Origin of the sequence: Duganella sp. CF402 (assembly GCF_900109645.1) — a bacterium.
Taxonomy (GTDB): Bacteria; Pseudomonadota; Gammaproteobacteria; order Burkholderiales; family Burkholderiaceae_D; genus Rugamonas.
Genome location: NZ_FOBG01000003.1, coordinates 307480 through 331266 on the forward strand (window position 1 = coordinate 307480; position 23787 = coordinate 331266).

The following is a 23787-nucleotide window of genomic DNA, read 5'->3' on the forward strand; positions in this document are numbered from 1 at the left end:
GGAGCGCTGATGCAAGATCGTCGTCAATTCTTGCGCGGCGCTGCGGCTGGAATTGGTTATGGCACGCTAGCCCTCGCGGCTGGCCTGCCAGCGCTGGCCGGAGCCGCAACCGCAACCAAGCCGCGCGTGCTGATCGACTGGCACGCGCATTTCGTCACCAATGCGGAGATCGATTTCCTGCGCAAGCGCACCGCCGCGCCGCGCGTGTTCGACGGAGCGGATGGCGTCAGCCTGATGGAAAACCTGACCACCGCCTCCTTCGCTGCCGGCAAACCGTCGCCGTTCAGCGCATCGGATATCGATGTGCGCCTGCGCCACATTGAAAAGCTTGGCATAGCCCGCCAGCTGTTGACGCACACAGTGGCACTGGGCTTCGACGCTACGCTGCCGCTGGAACAATTGCGCCCGCTGTTCCGCGCCGTGAACGATGAACTGGCGAGCGTGGTCAAACGCTATCCCGACCGCTTCCTGGCCGTGGCCGCAATGCCGGCTGCCGATCCAGTGTGGGCCGCGCAGGAGCTGCGGCGCGCGCACCAGGAGCTGGGTTTGATCGGCGGCTCGCTGCCGCTGAACGCTTTCGCCACGCTGGAAGGCGCGCGCACGCTGGCGCCGTTGTTCGCCGAGGCGCAGAAGCTGGGCAGCCACTTCTTCATCCACCGTGCACCGGCCAGCGCGCTGGTGCCGGGTCAGCCGCCAGTGATAACACCGACCGATACCGACTACGCGCGCTGGAGCATCATCAGCAACAGCCATCTCGCCAACGGCGCGATCACGCTGGGCCTGACCGATTTCCTCGATCCCTATCCGGACGTGACGGTGGAAGTGATTATGCTGGGCGGCTTCCTGCCCTACCTGATCGATACCATCGTGCCGGCCGCGCACAAGGCTGGCGTAGCCGATCCGCTGGCGCGCTTGCGCCGCTTGTATCTGGATCCGGGGCCGTATTCGCGCAACGGCGAATGGGTCAAGCTGGCGATCAGCAAGCTCGGTGCGGATCGCATCCTGTTCGGCACCGACTACGGTGTCGGCGGCGGCGATCGCGGCGACTCCGGCCCCGGCCTCGCCACGCTCGACAAGGTGCTGACGCCGCAACAGCGCCAGCAAATCTACATCGACAACAGCCGTTCGCTGCTGGCCCGCAAGGGCATCAAGGTTTAGCCGCTGCGTGCTTGAGCGGAGCAGGCCACTTCGGCTGCTCCGCATTCGGATACCAGTAGGTCAGGTGGCAGCGCTCGCATGCCGCATCGATACGTTCCCCCGCCACCAGCAGACGCTGCGGCTGTTTGGCGTCAATCGCCGCCAGCGCCTCGCGTGCCGCCAATTGCAGATCGTGCGCGCGTTCGGCAAACAGCTGGCGGTCGGCTTCTATCTTCTTCTGCACTTCCGGCGCGCTCAGGATGCCCGGCACGTGCGCATCTTCCAGCTTGTTGGTGTGGCTGACTACACGGCCTTCAATCAGCAGCAAATTGGCCGCCTCCGCCAGCGTGACGGCATGATGGCGCACCGCCAGCCATTCCGCATCGGTGCGCGGCTGGTGCTCGACGATGCCATTGGCCGTGGTCTCGCTGCTGACCGCTTCCCACAACGCATCGGCGGCGGGATCGACCACCGAGGCCATCACCTCCTGGATTGATGCGTCAGGACGAAACGGGACAGGCGGTTCGCCCGGGCTGCAAGCAGCCAGCAACAGCAGGGACAAGTAACGCAGCTTCATACGTATCCAATCGCGCGGCCAAACAGGCCCACGCTGAACCACAACGACAAGGACAGCACCGCGCTGCCGCCAGCGAACAGCGGCTTGGGCTGCTCGGTGCGCGTCACCTTGCGGTACAGCGTGAACTGCACCGTCAAGGCCAGCGCCAGCAAAATCATCTTCGGTACGAAGGCGCTGTTGTTGTAGTAGCGCACCGGGCCGGACAGGAACAGGACAGTGCCGGTCAACACCGTCAGCGTCAGTCCGCCCCACACCAGCGGCGCGGCGGCTTGCGCCACCAGTGGCGACGATTGCCGCCGCAAGCCGATATTCAGCAAGCGCAGATTCACCAGCAGCAGCGCGGCCAGGAAGGTGACCAGCCCCAGCACATGCAGCACTTCGGTGGTTTCGATAACGAGATGGTTGGCGGCGCGCAGCTGCGCGACTGGATAGCTCTCTTGCAGCCATCCCAGGACTTGAACAAAACTCATGACGATCAATAGTAAGGAATAGAACGGCCAAAGATGGTGGCCAGGGTCCAGAAGCTGAGCGAGATCCAACCCGCGCGCGAGGCGCCAGCGGGCAGCACCGCCTGATGCGCCCACTGCGCGGCGCGGTGGCCCCACTTCAGTTCAAAGTACAGCGCGTTGAGGCAGGCGATCACCATGCAGCCGACCTTGAGCCAGAACGGCAGGTTGCTGTACAAGGTTTCCGCCTCGGCCCAGAACAGCAGGCCGCCGGTGATGAAGGTCAGCGCGAAACCGCCGAAGATGTAATAGCGCAGCTGGTCCAGCAAATCCGCCAGCGGAATGCGCTTGAGCAGCAGGCCGGTCAGGCGCAAGTCGGTCAGCAGGATCAGGCCGAAGGACAACGCCAATCCCAGCAAGTGCAGCGCCTCCAGCAAGGGAAAGGCGTACAGCGATTCGCGCAGCGCGGTGCTGCTTTCGGTCTCCTGAATCGCGTGAAAAATGTCAAACAAGGTCATTGCAAAAGCTCCCGATGTGATGCGCTCACGCCGTCAAAGCCGATCAGGCCGAAGCGCTTGAGCTGGGTGCGCAGGATGTTGCGGCTGATGCCCAGCACGCGCGCAGTGTGCACCTGATTGCGGTGGCAGGCATTGAAGGCGGTACGTACCAGCACCTCTTCCACACTGTCGAACAAGTCCGGGTGATCGGCGTCGATCATGCGATTGATCAGGCCCGCCAGCTGTTGCGGCAAGCCCTCGCCTGACGGCGGCGCATCGTTGGCGATGGGCTGGAATGCAGATTGGCGGCGGTGCGAGATGCCGGTCAGCTTCAAGTCCTCGGCCTCGATCACATCGCCACGGCAGACGATGAGCGCGAAGTGGATCACGTTTTCCAGCTCGCGGATATTGCCCGGCCACTCATAGGACAGCAGCGCCGCGCCGGCCCGCGCCGACAAGGTCACCTGTCCGCGCTTCAGCTTGCCGCTGTAGACGCCGATGAAGTGCCGCGCCAGCGGCAAGATGTCGCCAGCCCGTTCGCTCAGCGGCGGCAGGTTGACCGACGCCACGCCGAGCCGGTAGTACAGGTCGGAACGGAAGCGCCCGGCCTCGATGGCCTTGTGCAGGTCGACATTGGTGGCGGCCACCAGCCGCACATTGAGCGGTATCGGCCGCCGCGCGCCCAGCCGCACCACCTGCCGCTCCTGCAGCACGCGCAGCAGCTTGACCTGCAAGGCCAGCGACAAATCGCCGATCTCGTCGAGGAACAAGGTGCCGCCGTCGGCCGCCTCGAACCAGCCCGCGCGCGCCTGCGTGGCGCCGGTGAAGGCGCCGGCCTCGTGCCCGAACAGTTCGGCGTCGATCAGCGATTCGCTGAAGGCGCCGCAGTTGACCGCCACGAACGGCCCCTGCCGCCCGCTCTGGTCGTGGATGTGGCGCGCGATCAGTTCCTTGCCGGTGCCGGTCTCGCCGATGATGAGCGTGGTGGCGTCGCTGCGCGCGATGCGCTCGACCTGCTGCAACAGCTCGGACGAGCGGGGATCATGGAACAGCATGGCCTTGGCGCGTATCGACAAGACCATCGCCGACTGATCGGGGAAGGTAAGAAGTTTATCCATGATTCAAAGGTAACGAATTTCGCCGCGCGCGCCCACGAATCATTCCAAACTAACAAATGCGCATTCTGGATATAAGACATGGCACAATGGCTTCCTGGCAATATGGAGAATCACCCTTGAGCACCCGCAGCAAATACCTGTTCATTCACCAGAACTTCCCCGGACAATTCAAACACCTGGCCCCGGCGCTGGCGGCGCAGGGCCACGAAGTGGTTGGCGTCGGCATGAACCAGCCGACAATTCCCCAGCCCGGCGTGCGCTATTTCCGCCACGATGTGGCCAATCAGCCACACGGCCCGCGTCCGCCGACGCAATTGAAGGACTTGTACGGCAAGGTGTTGCGCGGCGAATCGACGGCGGCGCGGCTGGAATGGCTGAAGCAACAGGGCTTTGAGCCGGACGTGATCTTCGTCCATCCCGGCTGGGGCGAGGCGCTGTACGTGCGCGATATCTTCCCCAAGGCCAAATTGCTGATCTACGCCGAGTATTACTACCAGGGCGAAGGCGGCGACGCCTTCTTCGACCCGGAATTCTCGCAGCCGAGCAGCGCCGCCCTGCAGCGCCTGCGGCTGCGCAACACCCATCTGCTGCACGCCATGTCGGTGGCCGATGGCGCGCTGTCGCCCACCGAATTCCAGCGCGACCGCCATCCGGCATGGTTCCGCGACCGCATCACCGTGATCCACGACGGCATCGACACCGAGCGCTTCCGCCCCGAGCCGAGCGCCTACGTGCAGCTGCAATCGGCCGGCCTGACGCTGCGGCCCGGCGATGAGGTGGTGGTGTTTGTGGCGCGCCAGCTGGAGCCATATCGCGGCTACCACATCTTCATGCGCGCGCTGCCGGAGCTGATGAAGCAGCGGCCCAACGCGCGCGTGGTGATTGTCGGCGGCGACGGCGTCAGCTACGGCGCGGCGCCGCCGCAGGGCAAGAGCTGGAAGCAGATCTTCCTCGATGAAGTGAAAGACCGTATCGACATGAAGCGCATCCACTTCGTTGGCAAGGTGCCGCACACGGTGCTGACGCAGCTGATGCAGGTGTCGGCGGTGTACACCTACCTGACCTATCCGTTCGTGCTGTCATGGTCGCTGATGGAGGCGATGAGCACCGGCTGCCTGATCGTGGCCTCGAACACGGCGCCGGTGCGGGAAGTGATCGAGCACGGGCGCAACGGCCTGCTGGTCGATTTCTTCGACCCGCAGGCGCTGGCGGCCACCGTGGCCGACGCGCTGGAACGGCGCGCCAGCCTGCAGCACCTGCGCGACGCCGCGCGCCAGACCATCATCGAGCGCTACGACATGCGCCGGCACTGCATGCCGGCGCTGCTGCGCTTCGTTCAGGCTTAGCCGAACACGTAGTCATCCAGCGTGGTGGTCGGCGTGCCGGTCAGCGTCACCAGCGCGGTCAGCTCGGCCGCAGATACCTTGGCGTCCGTACCGCTGGAAACAAAGCGGTACAGCGTGGTGTCCTTGGCGGTGGAGACCAGGAACAGCGCCGTGTCGCCCGCCGCGTAGGCGCTGGTGGCCGAACCGATCACCGCCGCCGCATTGGCGGTGCTGGCCGACGCCATGCGCGAGCTGAACAGCATCAACTGCTCATCCACCGCGAAGCCGCCCGGCGTGGCGTGCACGCTGCTGCCCAGGTGGCCGGTGTTCAAGCCCAGCGCTTTCAAATCCAGCGACAGGTGGTCCGTGCCGGAGACGAAGTCGGTGATGGTATCGATGCCGGACTTGCTGTTGACCACGAAGGTATCGCTGCCGAGGCCGCCAGTCAGCTTGTCACTGCCGCTGCCGCCCCACAAGGTGTTATCCTGCTCGTTGCCGGCGCCAGTGAAGGCGGCCGTGCCGGTGTACCGCAAGTTCTCCAGGTTGGCGCCCAGCGTGTAGCTGGACAGTGCGGTTTCCACCCGGTCGGTGCCGCCGCCCGCCAACTCCACGATACGGTCGCCGGTGTTGTCAACGCGGTAGAGGTCGTCACCGGCCCCGCCGCTCAGCGTGTCGGCGCCGGCCGCGCCATCGAGCGTGTCGTTGCCGTCCGTACCCAGCAGACTGTCATTGCCGGGACCGGCGGTGTTGGCCTGCAGCTGCTCCAGCGTCAGCTTTTCGGTACCGAAATACAACGTCTCCACACCGCGCACCGTGATGACCTTGCCGTCGCTGCCGGTCAGCACGGTATCGGTGGCGGTGCGGACCACGGTATAGCTGTCGCGCGCGCTCAGCCCGACCACGTAGTCGTTACCGGCGCCGCCGTCGACCGTGTCGCTGCCGCCGCCGGTTTCGATGCGGTCGTCGCCGGCGCCGCCCAGCAGACTGTCATTGCCCGCCGCGCCGACCAGCGTGTCGTTGCCGGCACCGCCGTCCAGCTTGGCGCCGGTGCTGGTGTTGGCAAACAGGCGGTTGGCGCCATCGTTGCCGCTACCGGTGAAGGCGCCGGTGCCGGTGAACACTAAGTCCTCGAGGTTGGCCGACAAGGCATACGACGCCGCCGACACAAACACCGTCTCGTAACCTTCGCCGGCGTTTTCCTTGATGACGTCGCCGCTTTGGTCGAGCATGTATTGGTCGTCGCCGAATCCGCCCGCCAAGGTGTCGTTGCCGGCACCGCCGTTGAGGGTGTCGTTGCCGAGGCCGCCGCTGAGGTTGTTGGCGCCGGCGTTGCCCCACAGGTAGTTGGGCAACTCGTTGCCGACCACGTTGATGGCCACCGTCGACGCCTCGCTCATCACGGCGTATTCGACGTTGGACGCCAGCGTGTAGGTGCCGGCGCTGGCGAAGTCCAGCGTGACGCCGTCGACGCCGCCGCCCGCCTGCTCCACCACCTTGTCGCCGGGGGCAGACAAGCGGTAATAGTCGTCGCCGCTGCCGCCGACCAGCACATCGTCGCCGGGGCCGCCGTCCAGCGTATCGTCGCCGTCGGTACCCAGCACGGTATCGGTGCCGGGACCGACGCTGCCTTGCTGCACCTGCGCCAGCGTCATCGCGGTGCCGTCGAAGTCAAACGCCTGCACATTGCGCACCAGCACCGAGGCGCCCGAGACATGCGTCAGCAAGGTGTCGGTGGCGTTCACGCGCAGGACGGTGTAATGCTCAAACACATCCAGATTCGTCAGCTCGTTATTTCCGGCGCCGCCATCGACGGTGTCCTTGCCGAGGCTGAACTCGAACAGATCGTCGCCCAGGCCGCCGATCAGGCTGTCGTTGCCATTGCCGCCCACCAGCCAGTCGTCGCCGGCGCCGCCATCGAGCTTGGCGCCGCCACTGCCGGCCACCATCAGGTTGTTGAGCGCGTTGCCGGTGCCGGTGAAGGCGCCGCTGGCGAAGGAGAACAGGCCCTCGACATTGGCCGTCAGCGTGTAGCTGGCCAGCGAGGTCGAGACCAGATCGTAGCCCTCGCCCGGCAGCTCCGTCACCACGTCGCCGCTCTCGGTGACGACATAGACGTCGTCGCCATCGCCACCGATCAGCTTGTCGGCGCCAGCGCCGCCGTCCAGCGTGTCGTCCCCCAGGCCGCCGGTCAGGACGTTGGCGGCGGCGTTGCCGGTCAGCCAGTTGTCCAGCTCATTGCCGGTGAGGTTGACCGCCACCGTGGCGGCCGCCGTGACGGTGGCGTCTTCCACATTCGCCGCCAAGGTGTAGGTGGCGGCGGCGGTGAACGCCACCTGGACCAGGTCCAGGCCATCCGTATAGCCGTCGCCCTCGATGATGACGGTGGCCTTGTCGGTAATCACATAGGTGTCGTCGCCGCCGTAGCCTTCCAGCGTGTCGGCGCCGCCGCCACCATTCAGGATGTCGTTGCCGCCACCGCCATACAAGTGGTCACTGCCAGGGCTGGCCAGGTTGTATTGCAAGTCCTCGATTTTGACGTTCCAGTCGCTGAACTGCACTTCCTCGACATTGCGCAGCGTGAGCGAATTGCCGTCTTTATCGGTCACCACCGTGTCGGTGAGGCCGACGCGGGTCACCGTCACCTCGTCACGCTTCACCCACATCATCTGCACCCGGTCCAGGCCAGCGCCGCCATCGATGGTGTCCTTGCCGCCTTCGCCAAACAGGTAGTCATTGCCGGCGCCGCCGAGCAGGCTGTCGTTGCCGGTGCCGCCGCGCAGCACGTCGTCGCCGTCGCCGCCGTCAAGCTTGCCGCCGCCGTTGCCGCCCTTGATCTGGTTGCTCAAGGCATTGCCGGTGCCGTTGAAGGCGCCGCTGCCGGTGTAGATGAGCTCTTCGACATTGGCGGTCAGGGTGTAGCTGGCCAGCGTGGTTTGCACCGTGTCGTCGCCCTGGTCCGCCAATTCGGTCACGAGGTCGGCATCGTTCAGGATGTAGAGGTCGTTACCGGTGCCGCCCACCAGCTTGTCGCTGCCGGCGCCGCCGTCCAGGGTGTCCCAGCCGTCGCCGCCCGTCAGCGCGTTGGCGGCGGCGTTGCCGGTCAGGACGTTCTGGTCGTCGTTGCCGGTGAGGTTGGTGGCGGCGGACAAGATCAGCGTCGCGTTCTCGACATTCTCGCCGAGCTTGTAGGTCGCCCCGGCGGCCAGCGCCACCAGCACGGTGTCGTTGCCGCCGGCCGGGTCTTCGGCCACCAGGTCGTTGGCATGGTCAACGACGTAGGTATCGTCGCCCGAGCCGCCGCTCATGAAGTCGGCGCCGGCGCCGCCGTCCATCGTATCCTTGCCGTCGGTGCCATACAGGATGTCGTTGCCGACGCTGGCAATATTGATCAGCAGGTTGTCGAGCACGTCCGTGACGTCGGCGAACTTCAGCCATTCAACATTGCGATGCAAGGTCAGGACGTTACCCGCCTTGTCGGTAAGCACGACGTCAGTGGCGTTGGGGCGGGCCACGGTGTAGTCGTCCCGGTTGCCCAGGCCTTCCAGCGTATCGTCGCCGGCGCCGCCGTCGATGGTGTCCTTGCCGGTGCCGGCAATCAACACGTCGTTGCCGATGCCGCCTTGCAGGCTGTCGTTGCCGCTGCCGCCGGCCAGGGTGTCGTTGCCGGCGCCGCCATCGAGCTTGGCGCCGCCATTGCCGCCGTGGATGACGTTGTCCAGCGCATTGCCGGTGCCGCTGAAGGCGCCGCTGCCGGTGAACTCGAGGTCTTCCACATTGGCCGCCAGGGTGTAGCTGGCAACCGTTGCCTGCACCGTGTCGCGGCCTTCGTCCAGCAATTCGATCACCACATCGCCGCTGTCGCTCACCACGAACAGGTCGTCGCCGGTGCCGCCGATCAGCTTGTCATTGCCGGCGCCGCCGTCCAGCGTGTCGTCGCCCCAGAAGCCGTCCAGCGTGTTGGCGGCCGCGTTGCCGATGATGTGGTTGTCCCAGCCGTTGCCGCTGATACTGACGGCCACGGCCGGCGCGGCGGTGATGGTGGCGTTTTCCACATAGGAACCCAGCGCATAAGTGCCGGCCACCTTCAGCCCCACCTGCACCAGGTCGACGCCGCCGCCCCAGCCCTCTTCCACCACGTCGCCCAGGTCGTCGACCACATAGGTATCGTTGCCCTCGTAGCCAGCCATCGTGTCGGCGCCGCCCAGGCCGTTGATCAGGTCATTGCCGCTGGTGCCCACGATCACATCGGCGTAAGCGCTGGCGACGCCGCGCAGGACGTCGTCCGGCGTCCGGTCGCCGTCGGCAAAGGCCAGCACCTCGACGTTGCGCAGCGTGAGCACATTGCCATCCTTGTCGGTCAGCACCGTGTCGGTGGCGCTGGCGCGCGCGACGCTGTAGTCGGCCGCTTTGCCGCCGAGCACCAGCACGTCCTTGCCGGCGCCGCCATCCACGCTATCCTTGCCGCTGCCGGCCAGCAGCCGGTCGTCGCCGGCGCCACCTTGCAGGCTATCGTTGCCGCTGCCGCCGAACAGCGTGTCGTTGCCGGCGCCGCCATCGAGCTTGGCGCCGCCGTTGCCGCCGTGGATGGCATTATTGAGCTGGTTGCCGGTGCCGGTGAAGGCCACCTTGCCGGTATAGTCGAGGTCTTCCACGTTGACCGTCATGGCATAGCTGGCGACCGCCACCTGCACCGTGTCGTAGCCTTCGTCCAGCGCCTCGATCACCACGTCGCCGGCCTCGCCAACCACGAACACATCGTCGCCCTGGCCGCCGATCAGCTTGTCGTTGCCGGCGCCGCCGTCCAGCGTGTCATTGCCGCTGTCGCCGCTGAGGGTGTTGGCGGCGGCGTTGCCCGTGAGGGCGTTGTTCCAGCTGTTGCCGCTCACGTTGACGGCCACTGTCGGCGCGGCCGTCACGGTGGCGTTTTCCACATAGACGCCCAGTGCATAGGTGCCCGCCGCCTTCAGCGCCACCTGCACCGTGTCGGTGCCGCCGCCCCATGCCTCCTCCACCACGTCGGCCACGTCGTCGGCCACATAGGTATCGCTGCCCAGCCCGCCGCTCATGGTGTCGGCGCCACCCAGGCCGTTGAGCAGGTCGTCGCCGTCGGTGCCCTTCAGCGCGTCGTTGAAGGGGCTGGCGATGTTGTACTGGATCCCGGCCAGCGATTTGTCGCCGTCGGCAAAACTGAACACTTCCACATTGCGCACCGTGACCGTGTTGCCGTTCTGGTCCGCCAGCACGGTGTCGGTGGCGCTGCTGCGGGTGACCGTGTAGTCGGCAACATTGCCGCTCAAGGTGAGCGTGTCCTCGTCGGCGCCGCCGTCCACCGTATCCTTGCCGGCCGTGCCGGTGAAGGTGTCGTTGCCGGCGCCGCCGGTCAGACTGTCGGCACCGTCGCCGCCGGTCAGGCGATCCTGGCCGGCGCCGCCGTCCAGCTTGTTGCCGTTGTTGCCGCCCACCAGGACATTGTCGTCGGCGTTGCCGGTGCCGGTGAAGGCGGCCGTGCCGGTGTAGCGCAGTTCCTCGACATTGGCGCCCAGGGTGTAGGTGGCCAGCGAAGTGCGCACCGTGTCCCGGCCTTCCCACAGGTTTTCCGTGACCGTGTCGCCGCTGTTATCGACCACATAGACATCGTCGTCGACGCCGCCAATCAGCTTGTCGGCACCGGCGCCGCCATCCAGCGTGTCATTGCCGCGACCGCCGCTCAGGGGATTGGCGCCGGCATTGCCGGTCAGCAGGTTGTCCAATTCGTTGCCGACAATGCCGACCGCCAGCGTGCCAGGCGAGGTGACGATGCCATCCTCCACCCAGAAGGTCAGCTGGTAAGAGCCGGCGGCAGTGAACGCCACCTGCGTCACGTCATGGTCGCCGATGCCGAATTCCTGCACCACGTCGTTCGGGTTGTCGACCACATAGATGTCGTCGCCCTCGTCGCCCAACAGGGTATCGTTGCCCAAGCCGCCATTGAGGCTGTCGGCGCCGGCGGTGCCAGTCAGGCTGTCGTTGCCGACGCTGGGCAGGTTGAACTGCAGGTCGGCCAGCGGCCGATTGCCGTCGCTGAAGGCAAAGTTTTCCACGCTGCGCACGGTAAGCTGGTTGCCGGCCTTGTCGGTCAGCGTGGTGTCGGTGGCGTTCGGGCGCGCGAAGGTGTAGTCGCTGAACTTGCCCAGGTCTTGCAGCACATCGTTGCCGTCGCCGCCGTCGAGGGTGTCCTTGCCGGCGCTGGCGGTGAAGCTGTCGTTGCCGAGGCCGCCAATCAGGCTGTCGTTGCCGGCGCCGCCGCTCAGGCTGTCGTTGCCAGCGCCGCCGTCCAGCTTGTTGTCCTTGCTGCCGCCGATGATGATGTTGTCGAGCGCATTGCCGGTGCCGGTGAAGGCCGCGTTGCCGGTGTATTGCAGGTTCTCGAGGTTGGCGCCCAGCGTGTAGCTGGCCAGCGTGGTCTTGACCGTGTCCGTGCCCTCGCCGAGGTTTTCGGTGACCACGTCGCCGGCTTCGCCAACGAGGTAGAGATCGTTGCCGAGGCCGCCGTTGAGCTTGTCCGCGCCGGCGCCGCCGTCCAGCGTGTCGTTGCCGGCGCCGCCCGCCAGCGTATTGGCGGCGGCGTTGCCGGTGATGAGGTTGTCCAGCGCATTGCCGGTGACGTTGACGGCCACCGTGGCGGCGGCCGTCACGACGGCGTTCTCCACGTTGTCGGTCATGCTGTAGGTGCCGGCCGCAGTCAGCGCCACCTGGACCAGGTCGGTTCCCTGGCCTTCGGCCTCGACCACGATATCGGCCAGGTTGTCGACCACATAGGTATCGTCACCGAGGCCGCCGGTCAGGGTGTCGGCGCCGGCCAGGCCGTCCAGCGTGTCGGCGCCGTCCGTACCTTGCCGGCTGTCGTTGTAGACGGTCGAGAAATTGCCCCACACCGCGCCCATGCTGCGCACATCGCCATTGAAATCGATGGCTTCCACGTTGCGCACCGTGATCACATTGCCGCTGGCATCAGTCAGCGTCGTGTCGACGTTGCTGATGCGCTTGACGGCATAGCTGGCAAAGTCGCCAGCCAGCTGCAGCGTGTCGCTGCCGTCGCCGCCGTCGGCCATGTCCTTGCCCGTGCCGGCGACCAGCAGGTCGTTGCCCAAGCCGCCCTGAAGACTGTCGTTGCCGCTGCCGCCGGTCAGCGTGTCGTTGCCGGCCGCGCCATCGAGTTTGGCGCCGCCGTCGCCGCCGAAGATTTGATTCCCTTGCGCATTGCCGATGCCGGTAAAGGCCGCGCTGCCGGTGTAGCGCAGGTTTTCCACGTAGGCGCCCAGCGTGTAGCTGGCGGCGCCGGTTTCCACGCGGTCGGTACCACCTTCGGCCAACTCGGTCACGACGTCGCCGCTGACATCGGCGACGTACAGGTCATCGCCGGCGCCGCCCTGCATAGTGTCGTTGCCGGCGCCGCCGTCGATGGTATCCTCGCCGCTGCCGCCGAGCAGCTTGTCGGCCGCGCTGGTGCCGGTGATGAGGCGCCCGCCGGTGGCGTCGATATTGGCCGCCAACAGGTCGCTCACCTTGACACCGAGGTAGGCGCTGATCTGGCCTTCGTTGGCGCCGGCGGCGCCGTCATAATCGTAGATCACCTGCGTACCATATTCGGCCGCTACAAACCGCAGATAGCCCTGGGCTATGAAGTCCCCCCCGGTATAGCCGCCCACCACGGTGCTGTACTGGATGAGTGCGCTGATATCGATGCGGTCGCCGCCGGCGCCTGCGGTGAAATCGCTGATGTCCGCGTAGCGGCTAGTGTCGCCGCTGCCGCCGTAGTGGAGCTTATAGGTATCACGGCCGGCGCCGCCGGTCAGGTGGGACCAAGTGAAGGCGGTGCCGGAAATATTGAGATCAAATACATCGTTGCCGCTGCCGCCGTCTGCCGTGATGCCGGTAGATGGCGAGCCTTGGCGTGTAATCTGAAAAGTGTCATCGCCATTGCCGCCGATCATGGTGACCTGATCGTAAAGCTCGCCGCCGTTGGAGACAAAGAGGTCGTTGCCATCGCCCCCCTGGAGTAAATCAACCCCGGAAATCCCGTTCAGGGTATCGTCGCCAGTCGTTCCAACCAAGGTGTCGGCAGCGGTGGTGCCGGTAATCAGTTTGCCCATGAAATATGTTCCGGAATGTATGAGGGGTTTATGCGAAGCTAAAATCGTCCAGCACCGGCGGTACGCCAGTCAGGACGGCAATTTGTGTCAGTTCGTTGGCCGCTACGACGGCGTCGGCGTTGGCGGCGACGAAGCGGTACAGCACCGTGCTGCCGGCCGCCGCCACCGCAAACAGCACGCTGTCGCCGATCGCGTAGTCGCCGATCGCGGCGCCGATCGCCGCCGCCGCGTTGGCGTTGCTGATGGCGCCCATCTTCTGGCTGAACAGCACCAGCTCGGCATCGGCGCTGAAGCCGCCCTTGGCCGCGCGGACCACGCCGCCATCGATGACGGCGTCGCCATTGCCGATGGCCAGCTGGATGCCGATGCGATCGGCGCTGGTGAAATCAGTCACGCTATCGCTGCCAACCAGGCTGTTGAAGACGAACTGGTCGCCATCGGCGCCGCCGGTGAGGGTGTCGTTGCCATCGCCGCCGGTCAGGGTGTCGCTGCCGGCCAGGCCTTTCAGCACGTCGTTACCGGCGCCGCCTTGCAGCTGGTTGTGGCCGGCATTGCCGCTGCCGGTGAAGGTGCTGCTGCCGGTGTAAATCAGGTTGTCGAGGTCGGCCGCCAGCGTGTAGCTCTTCAGCGTGGTCACGACCAGGTCGACATCGCTGCCGGTGGCGCCATCGATGATCTTGTCGCCGCTGCTGTCGAGCACATAGATATTGTTGCCGCTGCCACCGACCAGGGTGTCGTTGCCGAGGCCGCCGTCGAGGTAGTCATGGCCGGCGCCGCCTACCAGGCTGTCGTTGCCGGCGCCGCCGGACAGCGTGTCGTTGCCGGCATCGCCGCGCAGGACGTTGTTAGCGCCATTGCCGGTGAGGACGTTGTCGAGCGCGTTGCCGCTCAGGTTGGCGGCGGCGTTGCCGGTCAGCTGGCCGTCTTCCACGTTCTCGCCCAGGGTCCAGGTCTGGCCGGCAGCCAGGCCCGCCTTGACCAGGTCAACGCTGCCGCCGCCGGCCAGTTCCCGCACCACGTCGCCGATGTGGTCAACCACGTAGGTGTCATTGCCGGCGCCGCCGCTGAGCGTGTCGGCGCCGAGGCCGCCGTCGAGCAGATCGTTGCCGGCCGTGCCGGTCAGCACATCGTTGCCTTCGGTGCCGGTGTTGTGCAGTACCTGGGCAATGCTTTGCTTGCCATCGCTGAAGGTCACGAACTCGATATTGCGCAGCACGATCTGGCTGCCCTTGCCGCTCAGCGTGGTGACGCCGCTGGCATAGCTGACCGCGTAATCGCCGGCGGCGCCGCCGAGCACCAGCGTATCGCTGCCGGCGCCGCCGTCGAACAGCGCGTTGCTTGCCGTCGCCAGCTGGAAGCGGTTGTTCAGCGCATTGCCGGTGCCGCTGAACGACGCCCACGCGCCCATGTAGATCAGGTTCTCCAGATTGGCGCCCAGCGTATAGCTGGCCAGGTAGCTGTACACCGTATCGTCGCCGGCGCCGGCCAGCTCGGTGACCACTACGCCCGCTTCACTGACGTCGTAGCTATCGTCGCCGCTGCCGCCCGCCAGGGTGTCCTTGCCGCCGCCGCCGTTGAGCCAGTCGTTGCCGGCGCCGCCGTTCAGCACATTGGCCGCGAGGTTGCCCCGGATGTTGTTGTCCAGCGCATTGCCGTTGACGTTGATGGCCACCTTGGGGCCGGCCACCACCAGCACCTGCTCGACGTTGTCGGCGATGGTGTAGGTGGCGGCGCCGGCCAGCGCCAGCTTGACCGTGTCGTAGCCTTCGTCGGCGTGTTCGATCACCTGGTCGGCCAGCTCGGACACCACGTACGTGTCTTCGCCCTTGCCGCCCACGAGCCGGTCGATGCCGGGGCCGCCGTCCAGTGTGTCGTCCCCGTCGGTGCCGCTCAGCGTCTGGCTGCCGGTGCCGCCAATGCCCTGGATCAGGTCCGCCAGCGTGTACGCCACGCCGTCGAAGATGAACTTCTCGACGTTGCGCACCGTGGTGGCCAGGCCATCCAGGCCGACCAGCTGAACGTCGCTGTCGCCGGTGCGCAGCACCGTGTAGTAGCTGCGCACCTCGTGGCGCATCACCGTGTCGAGGCCGGCGCCGCCGTCGATGCTGTCGTTGCCCGTGCCGAAGTAGTCAAACCAGTCGTCGCCGTCGCCGCCCAGCAGGCTGTCGTCACCGCTGTCGCCGTACAGCGTATCGTGGCCGGCGCCGCCGTCGAGGATGGAGTTGCCGACGCCGTCGACCTGCAGCCGGTTGTCCTGCGCGTTGCCGACGGCGGTCAGCACGCCATAGTTGCCGGCATTGCTGAAGGACAGTACTTCCACATGGTCGGCCAGCGTGTAGCTGCGATGGGATTTGTCGAACACCACCGTCACACGATCGCGGCCGCCGCCGTCCAGCTCGACCACGATATCGCCCAGCTCGATCTCGTAGACGTCATCGCCAGCGCCGCCCACCAGCGTGTCCACACCGCCCATGCCGCTCAGGGAATCATTGCCGGCGCCGCCCGCCAGCGCGTTCGCCATCTCATTGCCGACCAGGACGTTGTCCGAGGCATTGCCGGTCAGGTTGACGGCCACGCCCTTGGACAGCACCCAGCCCTCCTCCAGGTTGTCGGCCAGCACGTAGGTGCCGGCTGCAGTGGCGGCAACCCGCACCACGTCACGGCCTTCGCCATCGCGTTCCACCACCACGTCGAGCGGATTGTCGACCGTATAAAGGTCGTTGCCCAGCCCGCCCAGCATGGTGTCGGCGCCGGCCAGGCCGTTGAGGTGGTCCGCGCCAGCGGTGCCCACCAGCTTGTCGTTGCCGCTGGTGATGATGTTGACCAAGGTGTCGGCCAGCGAGCGGTCGCCGTCGGCAAAGTGGAACAGCTCCACATTGCGCACCGTGGTGAGGTTGCCGGCCTTGTCAGTCAGCGTGAGGTCGGTGGCATTGGGCCGCTTGATCGTATAGTCGGCGAAATTGCCCAGGCCTTGCAGGTCGTCGTTGTCGGCGCCGCCGTCGATGGTGTCCTTGCCGGCGCTGATGCGGAAACTGTCGTCGCCGGTGCCGCCCACCAGGCTGTCGTTACCCTTGCCGCCGATCAGGAAGTCATTGTTGGCGCCGCCGTCCAGCTTGGCGCCGCCGTCGCCGCCATTCATCAGGTCGGCCTCGGCATTGCCGATGCCGGTGAACGCGCCCTTGCCGGTGTAGACCAGCTGCTCGATGCTGGTCCCCATCGTATAGCTCGACAGCGTGGTCAGCACCGTATCGACGCCCTCGCCCGCCACTTCCACCACCACGTCGCCAGCCTCGGTGACCGTGTACGTATCGTGGCCGGTGCCACCTTTCATGGTGTCGCTGCCGGCGCCGCCGATCAGCTGGTCATTGCCGCCGCCGCCGATCAGCAGGTTGGCGGCGCCATTGCCGGTGAGGATATTCTTCAGATCGTTGCCGGTCAGGTTGATCGCGGCCGCCGACGTGACGGTGGCGTTCTCGAGATTGTCGGCCAGCGTGTAGCTGCCGGCCGTGGTGGCGGCGATCTGCGCCAAGTCGGTGCCTTCGTCCACGTCTTCCAGCACGGTGCTGTTGAGGTTGCTGATGACATAGGTATCGTCACCCAGGCCGCCGGCCAAGGTGTCGATGCCGGTGCCGCCGTCGAGCACGTCCTTGCCATCCGTACCGTACAGCCGGTCATTGCCGGCGCTCTTGATGCCATCCTGCACTTGCAGCAAGCTCTTGTCTCCATCGGCAAAACGGAACTGCTCGACGTTGCGCACCGTGGTCACGTTGCCGGCCTTATCGGTCAGCACGGTATCGGTGGCGTTTGGACGGGTGACCTTGTAGCTGGCGACGGGGCCGGCCAGGATCACCAGGTCGACGTCGGCGCCGCCGTCGATGGTGTCCTTGCCCAGGCCGCCGGTCAGGGTGTCGTTGCCGGCGCCGCCTTGCAGATTGTCGTTGGCGCTCACGCTGCCGCTGGTGATGACGTTGTCCAGCGCGTTGCCGGTGCCGCTGAAGCTGGCCTCGCCAGTGTAGAACAGGTTCTCGACATCCGCACCCAGCGTGTAGCTCACCAGGCCGGTTTTGACCGTGTCATTGCCCTCGTTCAGCAACTCGGTCACGCTGTCACCGACCACGTCCACGAAGTAGGTATCGTTGCCGCTACCGCCGCCCATCTTGTCGGCGCCGGCGCCGCCATCCAGCGTGTCATTGCCGGCACCGCCCAGCAGTTTGTCGGCATAGGCGCCGCCATACAGCTGGTCATCGCCGCCGAGGCCAGCCAGTTCGCCAGCCCGGCCGGAATTGGCGCGCAGCGTATTGTCCCCGGCATTGCCGCTACCCACACTGGCTTTGCCGGTCAGCACCAGTTCCTCGACGTTGTCCGACAAACTGGCATTGGCATTGGCATACACAATGTCGTAGCCGCCGCCGGCGGCTTCTATTACCTGGTCCAGCAGTTCGCTGACGTAGTAGCGGTCGTCGCCGGCGCCGCCGCTCATGCTGTCGGCGCCGCCGCCGCCATCGATCTGGTCGCTGCCAGCCGTGCCCAAAATGGTGTCATTGCCAGCGCCGCCAGACATCTCGGCGTTAGCGCCATTCACCAACATCGGAACAAAGTTTGCACCGGTAATATCGGCCACCCGCAGGTGGTCGAGCGTGACCATCGTGGCAAACGCGTACACCGATCCACTGCCATCCTGATCATATTGCAGCAGCACCCGGTCGCCGTCCTGAACCAGCCGCCAGAACAGGCTGTCACCGCTGGTCAGGTCCATTACCGGTGGGCGGTAGTAGGCACCGGCGGCCGCGACATCGCGCAAGTCCAGCAGGTCCCCGCCCGCCCCCGCCTTGAAGTCGGTAATGCGGATGCCGGCGTGGCCGACATACGCAAAGTCAAATGTATCGACGCCTTGGCCGCCGCTCACCACCAGATTGTGTTGGGTGCTGTTGGCCACGAAGATGATCACGTCATTGCCGTCGCCCCCATCCAAATAACTGGTTTCCACACTAACGCCGGGCGGCATAGGGCGGGCATAGGAATAGGCGATCAGGTAGTCGTTCCCGGCGCCGCCGTGCAGGGTATCGTTGCCGACATAGCTGCTCAGGGTGTCATTGCCGGCGCCGCCATCGCAGTAGTCATTGTCGGGGCCGAAATTGACGATGGACTCGTCAAGAACGTCATTGCCATCGCCGCCCAGCAAGGTATCGTTGCCGCCCGCGCCGCTCAGCGTGGCGCTGTTGCCGGCTGTGGTGCGTGCCAGGATCAGATCGTCACCGCCGCCGCCGAGCAGTCTTTCCCCTTGCGTGCTGCCGGTGATGGTGTCATTGAAGGCGCCGCCCGCGACGCTGTAGCCCTGCGTATCGGTCACGATCACCTGGCCGCGCACGTCGCTGCCGTCCGGACTGAAGCCGCTGACAAAATTATTCGCGCTCAATGCCGTGGCCTGGACGTTTTTCAGGATCAGCACCAAGCTGAAATCCAGCGGATCCGCGTAGGTGCTGGTATTGAGCAGCAGCACCAGCGTATCGTTGCCGACCTGCACCAGCTTGGCCACCTGCGCACGCGGTGAAAATGGATTGCCACCCGCTTCCCGGTACTCTGACATGCGGTCCAGCGCCGGCGTCAAATCGATCTTGTCACCGCTCGCGCTGGCGTCGAAGTCACTGATGATCGCCCCCAGGCCCAAGCCCGTGACGACATAGGTATCGCTGCCGGCGCCGCCCTTCATGCGCCAATGGTTGATGCCCGCTGCGCTCATCAGCGTAAAGGTATCGTTGCCAGCACCGCCATCGACTTCGACCTCGTCGATCAACTCCCCCTTGTTGTCATAGCCCCCGACCAGGGTCACCTGATCGTTGCCATCACCGCCGTGCACGATGTAAGGCAGCCGGCTGTCATAGACATAAACAGTCAGTTTATCGTCGCCAGCGCCGCCTTCCATCGTGACCGCAGTGGCGCCGCTGCCCGTTTCCGAACCGTTGCGCAGCACGTCGTCGCCATCCCCGCCCAGCAAGGTGTCGGCGCCAAAGCCTGACAGCAGCGTATCGTTGCCGGCACCGCCATTGATGTAGTCATTGCCGCCGGAGCCATTCAGATATTCATTGTCGGCGTCGCCCTGCAGCGTGTCATCGAAATTGCTGCCCTTGAAGTAGCTGCTCTCGCCATGAAATTCGACGCCTGTGATGTTGCTGCCGTCAGGCCGGTAGCCATTGACAAAATTATCGGCGGTCAAGGTATCGGAACGTACGTTGCTCAGTTTGAGCACCGTGACAAAGCCGCGCGAACCTGCAACGCCATCGACGTCGAACTGCAGCACGGTGTCGCCCCCCTGCTGCACCAGGCGCAGCAGCCCGCTCTCGCGGGAAAATGGATTGCCCCCCAACAGCGGGAAGTTGGCCAGCGCGTTACCGACCAGGCTCGCCACGTCAATCCGGTCGCCGCCGGCACCGGCGGCAAAATCGGTGACCGTCAACAGCCCATCGCCATCGAGCGTATAGACGCTGTAAGTATCGCTGCCGGAACCACCGGTGGCAAACATGCGCGCATAATTGCCGGCGTAACCGATTTGAATCACATCGTCACCCGCCCCGCCCAGGATGTTGACCGTGCCGCGCATGGTCGCGGGCTCGCCATCGTTACGGATCAGAAAAGTGTCGTTGCCATCACCGCCATCCAGCTCATGCGTCCCGCCATTGAAGCGGGCGGTCAGCGTATCGTCGCCGGTGCCGCCACGCAGCACGTCGCTGCCGCGATCCGCCGTCAGCACATCGTTTCCGCTGCCACCGAGCAGCGTATCGTTGCCGCCATCGCCTTGCAGGGTATCAGCGCCGTTGCCGCCATCAAGCAGGTCGGCGCCACCGTTGCCACTTATGCTGTCATCGCCGCCGCCGCCGCCCAAGGTATCGTCGTAGCGGCTGCCGGCAATCGTATTGCGCGCGCTATCGCCAGGCAGGTTCACGCCCTGCATCACACTGCCGTCGGTGAGCAAGCCGTCAACAAAGTTATCAGCCGTCAACGTACCGGCAGTGACGCCCGTCAGCGTGAAGATGGTTTTGTAGCCGGTGGTGCCGTAGGCCTGATATTGCAGCAGCGTATCCGCGCCTTGCTGAACCAGTTTCAGCAAGGCATTGCCAAACGGATTGCCGCCCGAGCCGGTGGGCCGGGTATCGGCATCGATCAATGCGGTGACGTCAAGCTGGTCGCCGCCGGCACCGACCGCAAAGTCAGTAATAGTGGCATTCCCGGGGGCGGAGTTCGACAGGAATTTATAGCTGTCCTTGCCCTCCCCGCCGGTCAACTTGATCGCATTGAAACCGGAGCGCAGGGCCAAGTCAAAACGATCGCTGCCAGCGCCGCCGTCGACCAGCGTGGTGCGCGCTTTCCCCTCGTAGTCATCGACGAGCTTTAGATAATCATCGCCGGCGCCGCCAGCGACGGTGACGCTGCCGCTGGACAGATCGGCTTCTATTGTGTCATTGCCACTGCCGCCATCGAGGCTGTCGGCACCGCCATACCCGCGCACTACGTCATTGCCAGCGCCGCCGGTGATCGTGTCGTCACCGAGGAAGCCATTCAGAATGTCATCGCCATCGGTCCCCGTCAGCCGGACCGCCTCCCAGGCTCCAGCACTCACTTTATGATGAGCGGAGTCGGCGACGATGCCAATGACAGTTTTACCCACGAGTACGCCCTCTGATGTTTTTAGCAACCCCGGATCGTATCACATTGCTAAATGGAAAATACTATCCATTAGTAACAATTAGATACAAATACCTAATCAAAATTTACAAGGCGAAAAAAAATCCGCGACAAGTCGCGGATTTTTGTGAGGTACGGTAAAACTAGACGTTGAACAGGAAGTTCAGCACGTCGCCGTCTTTCACCACATATTCCTTGCCCTCGGCGCGCATCTTGCCGGCTTCCTTCGCACCGGCCTCGCCCTTGTACTGGATGTAATCGTCGTAGGCGATAGTTTGCGCGCGGATGAAACCACGCTCGAAGTCGGTGTGGATCACGCCGGCCGCTTGCGGGGCGGTGTCGCCGATGTGGATGGTCCAGGCGCGCACTTCCTTCACACCGGCGGTGAAGTAGGTTTGCAAGCCCAGCAGCTTGTAGGCGGCGCGGATCAGGCGGTCCAGGCCCGGCTCTTCCATGCCCATGTCGGCCAGGAAGGCGGCTTTATCGGCGTCGTCCAGGTCGGCGATTTCCGCTTCGATGGACGCGCAAATGGCGACGATCGGCGCGTTTTGCGACGCGGCGTAAGCGGTCAGCTGGTCCAGCAGCGGGTTGTTGGTGAAGCCGGTGTCCGACACGTTGGCCACGTACATGGCCGGCTTGGCGGTGATCAGGCACAGCGGCTTGATCAGCAGCATTTCAGCGGCGTCCAGGCCCAGTGCGCGCACCGGCTTGGCTTCGTTCAGGTGCGGCACCAGACGCTCCAGCAGGGCCACCAGCTTGATCGCGTCCTTGTCGCCCGAGCGGGCTTTCTTGTTTTCGCGGTGGACGGCTTTTTCCACGGTGCTGAGGTCGGCCAGCGCCAGTTCGGTCTGGATCACTTCGATATCGTCCAGCGGGCTGACCTTGCCGGCCACGTGGATCACGTTGTCGTCTTCGAAGCAGCGCACCACGTTGACGATGGCGTCGGTTTCGCGGATGTGCGACAGGAACTGGTTGCCCAGGCCCTCGCCCTGCGAAGCGCCCGCCACCAGGCCGGCGATGTCGACGAATTCGACGATGGCGTTGACCTGGCGCTCGGGCTTGACGATCTCCGACAGCGCGGCCATGCGCGGATCCGGCACTTCGACCACGCCGACGTTAGGCTCGATGGTGCAGAACGGATAGTTCTCGGCCGGGATGCCGGCCTTGGTCAGGGCGTTGAACAGGGTGGACTTGCCGACGTTAGGCAGGCCGACGATGCCGCATTGGAGACTCATGAAAAACCTTTACAGAATGGATATGCTTGCTATTTACAGCGCTCAAGGGATCCATTGTACCTTTGTTGGCCTCACACTTCAAAAAACAGAAAGGTAAGCCTACTTTCCGGTAATGCGCAGATTTTTTTGACTCCGCCGCTCCAGTTTGACCGCGTACATGGCTTTGTCTGCGTCCAACAAGTAGTCTGCCAGGCTCATGGTCGAATCAGGATCGCATCGGACAATACCGGTACTCAGCGCCACATCGTAAGCACGAGCTGGCTGAACGCTGTTGAAATTCTGCAGCCGTGCGCCGAGGCGTTGCACGATCCGGTCCGGGCAATCGTCCGCGACCGTGAACGCTGCGAACTCATCGCCGCCTAAACGCGCGATGACATCCACCTTGCGAAAGGAGTCTTTCAGCACGACTGCCGCGTCGCGTATCAGCTGATCCCCGATGTCGTGGCCCTGCTGGTCATTGACGAGTTTCAGATTGTCGACATCCGCGAAGATCACTGAACAATTCATTCGTTGGCGCTGCGCGATTTGAAAGCTGCGTTCCGCGTCGAGGAAAAAGCCGCGTCGATTGCTCAATCCGGTGAGTTCGTCAGTGAAGGAGAGAAGTCGAAGCGTATGCTCCTCTTTATTCCGCCGGTCCAATTCCCGCGCGTGCGCGGAGCTGCTGTCGACCATCGCTTGTGCTTGATCTACCAACTCCCGTTCCAGCCGCGCCTGTCCATGAAATTTGCTCATCACCGCGCCCGTCAGCTCGGCCACATCCTGGACAATGGCCAACGCCGACGACACCACTTGGGTCTGCACCGTATTCGGCCAGGACACCAGGATGATCCCCTCCCCAAACGGATAGGGGAACTTCCCGAACACATATTTGCTATCGCGGCTGGATTGATTGCCAGATGGAGATTCCAACTTTTTCACGAGCAGTTGCTGCGCCAGCTCGCCTAGCCCCTCGTGATAACCGAGTTTGCAACGCTGGCCTGCGCCGTCGAATTCAATGCCCAAAGACCTGCCGTCGCTGGCCACGATGATGATCAGGGCACCTGGATGAAACAATTTGGAGACGCCTGCTCCAATACTGCGTAATGCATCCAGCGGGTCTGTCGTACTCAACAGTTCTGCGCTCAGTTGCAAGAGATGCCGAAGCTCCATCGTGGTAAAGGAAGGATTGTTTTTCAATGCCGTCTCCAGCTTAAAGTTAAGACTTCTCCCAAAGTGGCTCGACTGTGCTCACCGGCCAGGTCTTCACCGGTTGCTACCAGGCCGTGAAGGGCCAAACCCTTGGATGTTGCTCAATCCACTCTCTCGCCCATTGGAAGCAGGCGTCGTTAGCGTTGAGCAGCGAGTTATCCCCGGCTATCGACGCAAACTCCGCATGGCGCAGTGCGCCCGAGCTACCGCTGAAGATCTCAATGCGGTGGACACCGTCACCGAAACGTTCATCGCTCTCCACGTGGACACGATGACCTCTGTATAGCTGGCTCGGCATGGAAGCTCCTTCACTTAGCGGGGGGGCAATGCTCAGAGATACTAACAGCAGGCATCTGCGCACACCCCATAGTATTTCCGTTAACCAGAGCTGGCTCTTGGAGCGAAAGCGCTATGGCTCATCCGTTAGCATGCACCAGCGCCACTGGGCGATT

10 protein-coding genes are annotated in these 23787 nt (G+C 64.5%); 2 read left to right on the forward strand and 8 right to left on the reverse strand.

Annotated elements, in window-relative coordinates; translation table 11 throughout:
• Positions 1 to 9 precede the first annotated feature (9 nt).
• A complete protein-coding gene (locus BMZ70_RS23455) occupies positions 10 to 1158 on the forward strand; it encodes an amidohydrolase family protein (protein WP_092280049.1) in 1149 nt (382 codons plus the stop codon).
• On the opposite strand, the gene BMZ70_RS23460 is transcribed toward BMZ70_RS23455, so the two are convergent.
• The 4 genes from BMZ70_RS23460 to BMZ70_RS23475 are packed head-to-tail and all read right to left on the reverse strand — an operon-like array spanning position 1148 to position 3775.
• Positions 1148 to 1714 (reverse strand): hypothetical protein, encoded by a 567-nt coding sequence (locus BMZ70_RS23460; RefSeq protein WP_092280051.1) that lies wholly within the window; start codon positions 1712 to 1714, stop codon positions 1148 to 1150. The two genes, BMZ70_RS23455 and BMZ70_RS23460, sit on opposite strands and share 11 nt — an antisense overlap.
• Positions 1711 to 2184, reverse strand: coding sequence for a DUF6644 family protein (locus BMZ70_RS23465; protein ID WP_130301048.1), 474 nt, complete (start codon positions 2182 to 2184; stop codon positions 1711 to 1713). The genes BMZ70_RS23460 and BMZ70_RS23465 overlap by 4 nt, the downstream gene beginning before the upstream one ends.
• Positions 2185 to 2189: 5 nt before the next feature.
• Positions 2190 to 2678, reverse strand: coding sequence for a DUF6644 family protein (locus tag BMZ70_RS23470; protein ID WP_092280055.1), 489 nt, complete (start codon positions 2676 to 2678; stop codon positions 2190 to 2192).
• Positions 2675 to 3775, reverse strand: coding sequence for a sigma-54 interaction domain-containing protein (locus BMZ70_RS23475; protein WP_092280057.1), 1101 nt, complete (start codon positions 3773 to 3775; stop codon positions 2675 to 2677). Before BMZ70_RS23475 ends, BMZ70_RS23470 begins: the two co-directional genes overlap by 4 nt.
• Before the next feature lie 116 nt (positions 3776 to 3891).
• Here BMZ70_RS23475 and BMZ70_RS23480 point away from each other — a divergent pair, with 116 nt between their 5' ends.
• A complete protein-coding gene (locus BMZ70_RS23480; RefSeq protein ID WP_229205567.1) occupies positions 3892 to 5121 on the forward strand; it encodes a glycosyltransferase family 4 protein in 1230 nt (409 codons plus the stop codon).
• Here BMZ70_RS23480 and BMZ70_RS28145 read toward each other — a convergent pair.
• The 4 genes from BMZ70_RS28145 to BMZ70_RS23515 form a co-directional block, all read right to left on the reverse strand.
• Positions 5118 to 13232, reverse strand: coding sequence for a beta strand repeat-containing protein (locus tag BMZ70_RS28145; RefSeq protein WP_130301046.1), 8115 nt, complete (start codon positions 13230 to 13232; stop codon positions 5118 to 5120). The two genes, BMZ70_RS23480 and BMZ70_RS28145, sit on opposite strands and share 4 nt — an antisense overlap.
• A gap of 28 nt (positions 13233 to 13260) precedes the next feature.
• Positions 13261 to 20895, reverse strand: coding sequence for a calcium-binding protein (locus BMZ70_RS29245; RefSeq protein WP_092280061.1), 7635 nt, complete (start codon positions 20893 to 20895; stop codon positions 13261 to 13263).
• A gap of 160 nt (positions 20896 to 21055) precedes the next feature.
• The gene (ychF, locus tag BMZ70_RS23510) at positions 21056 to 22147 is read right to left on the reverse strand and encodes a redox-regulated ATPase YchF (RefSeq protein ID WP_092280063.1); all 1092 of its coding nucleotides are present in this window, start codon (positions 22145 to 22147) and stop codon (positions 21056 to 21058) included.
• A gap of 99 nt (positions 22148 to 22246) precedes the next feature.
• A complete protein-coding gene (locus tag BMZ70_RS23515) occupies positions 22247 to 23323 on the reverse strand; it encodes a GGDEF domain-containing protein (protein WP_130301042.1) in 1077 nt (358 codons plus the stop codon).
• Positions 23324 to 23787: the final 464 nt, after the last annotated feature.

Coding starts and splice junctions, on each gene's coding strand:
- BMZ70_RS23455 (WP_092280049.1), top strand. CDS start 10: ATGCAAGATCGTCGTCAATTCTTGCGCGGCGCTGCGGCTGGAATTGGT.
- BMZ70_RS23460 (WP_092280051.1), bottom strand. CDS start 1,714: ATGAAGCTGCGTTACTTGTCCCTGCTGTTGCTGGCTGCTTGCAGCCCG.
- BMZ70_RS23465 (WP_130301048.1), bottom strand. CDS start 2,184: ATGAGTTTTGTTCAAGTCCTGGGATGGCTGCAAGAGAGCTATCCAGTC.
- BMZ70_RS23470 (WP_092280055.1), bottom strand. CDS start 2,678: ATGACCTTGTTTGACATTTTTCACGCGATTCAGGAGACCGAAAGCAGC.
- BMZ70_RS23475 (WP_092280057.1), bottom strand. CDS start 3,775: ATGGATAAACTTCTTACCTTCCCCGATCAGTCGGCGATGGTCTTGTCG.
- BMZ70_RS28145 (WP_130301046.1), bottom strand. CDS start 13,232: ATGGGCAAACTGATTACCGGCACCACCGCTGCCGACACCTTGGTTGGA.
- ychF (WP_092280063.1), bottom strand. CDS start 22,147: ATGAGTCTCCAATGCGGCATCGTCGGCCTGCCTAACGTCGGCAAGTCC.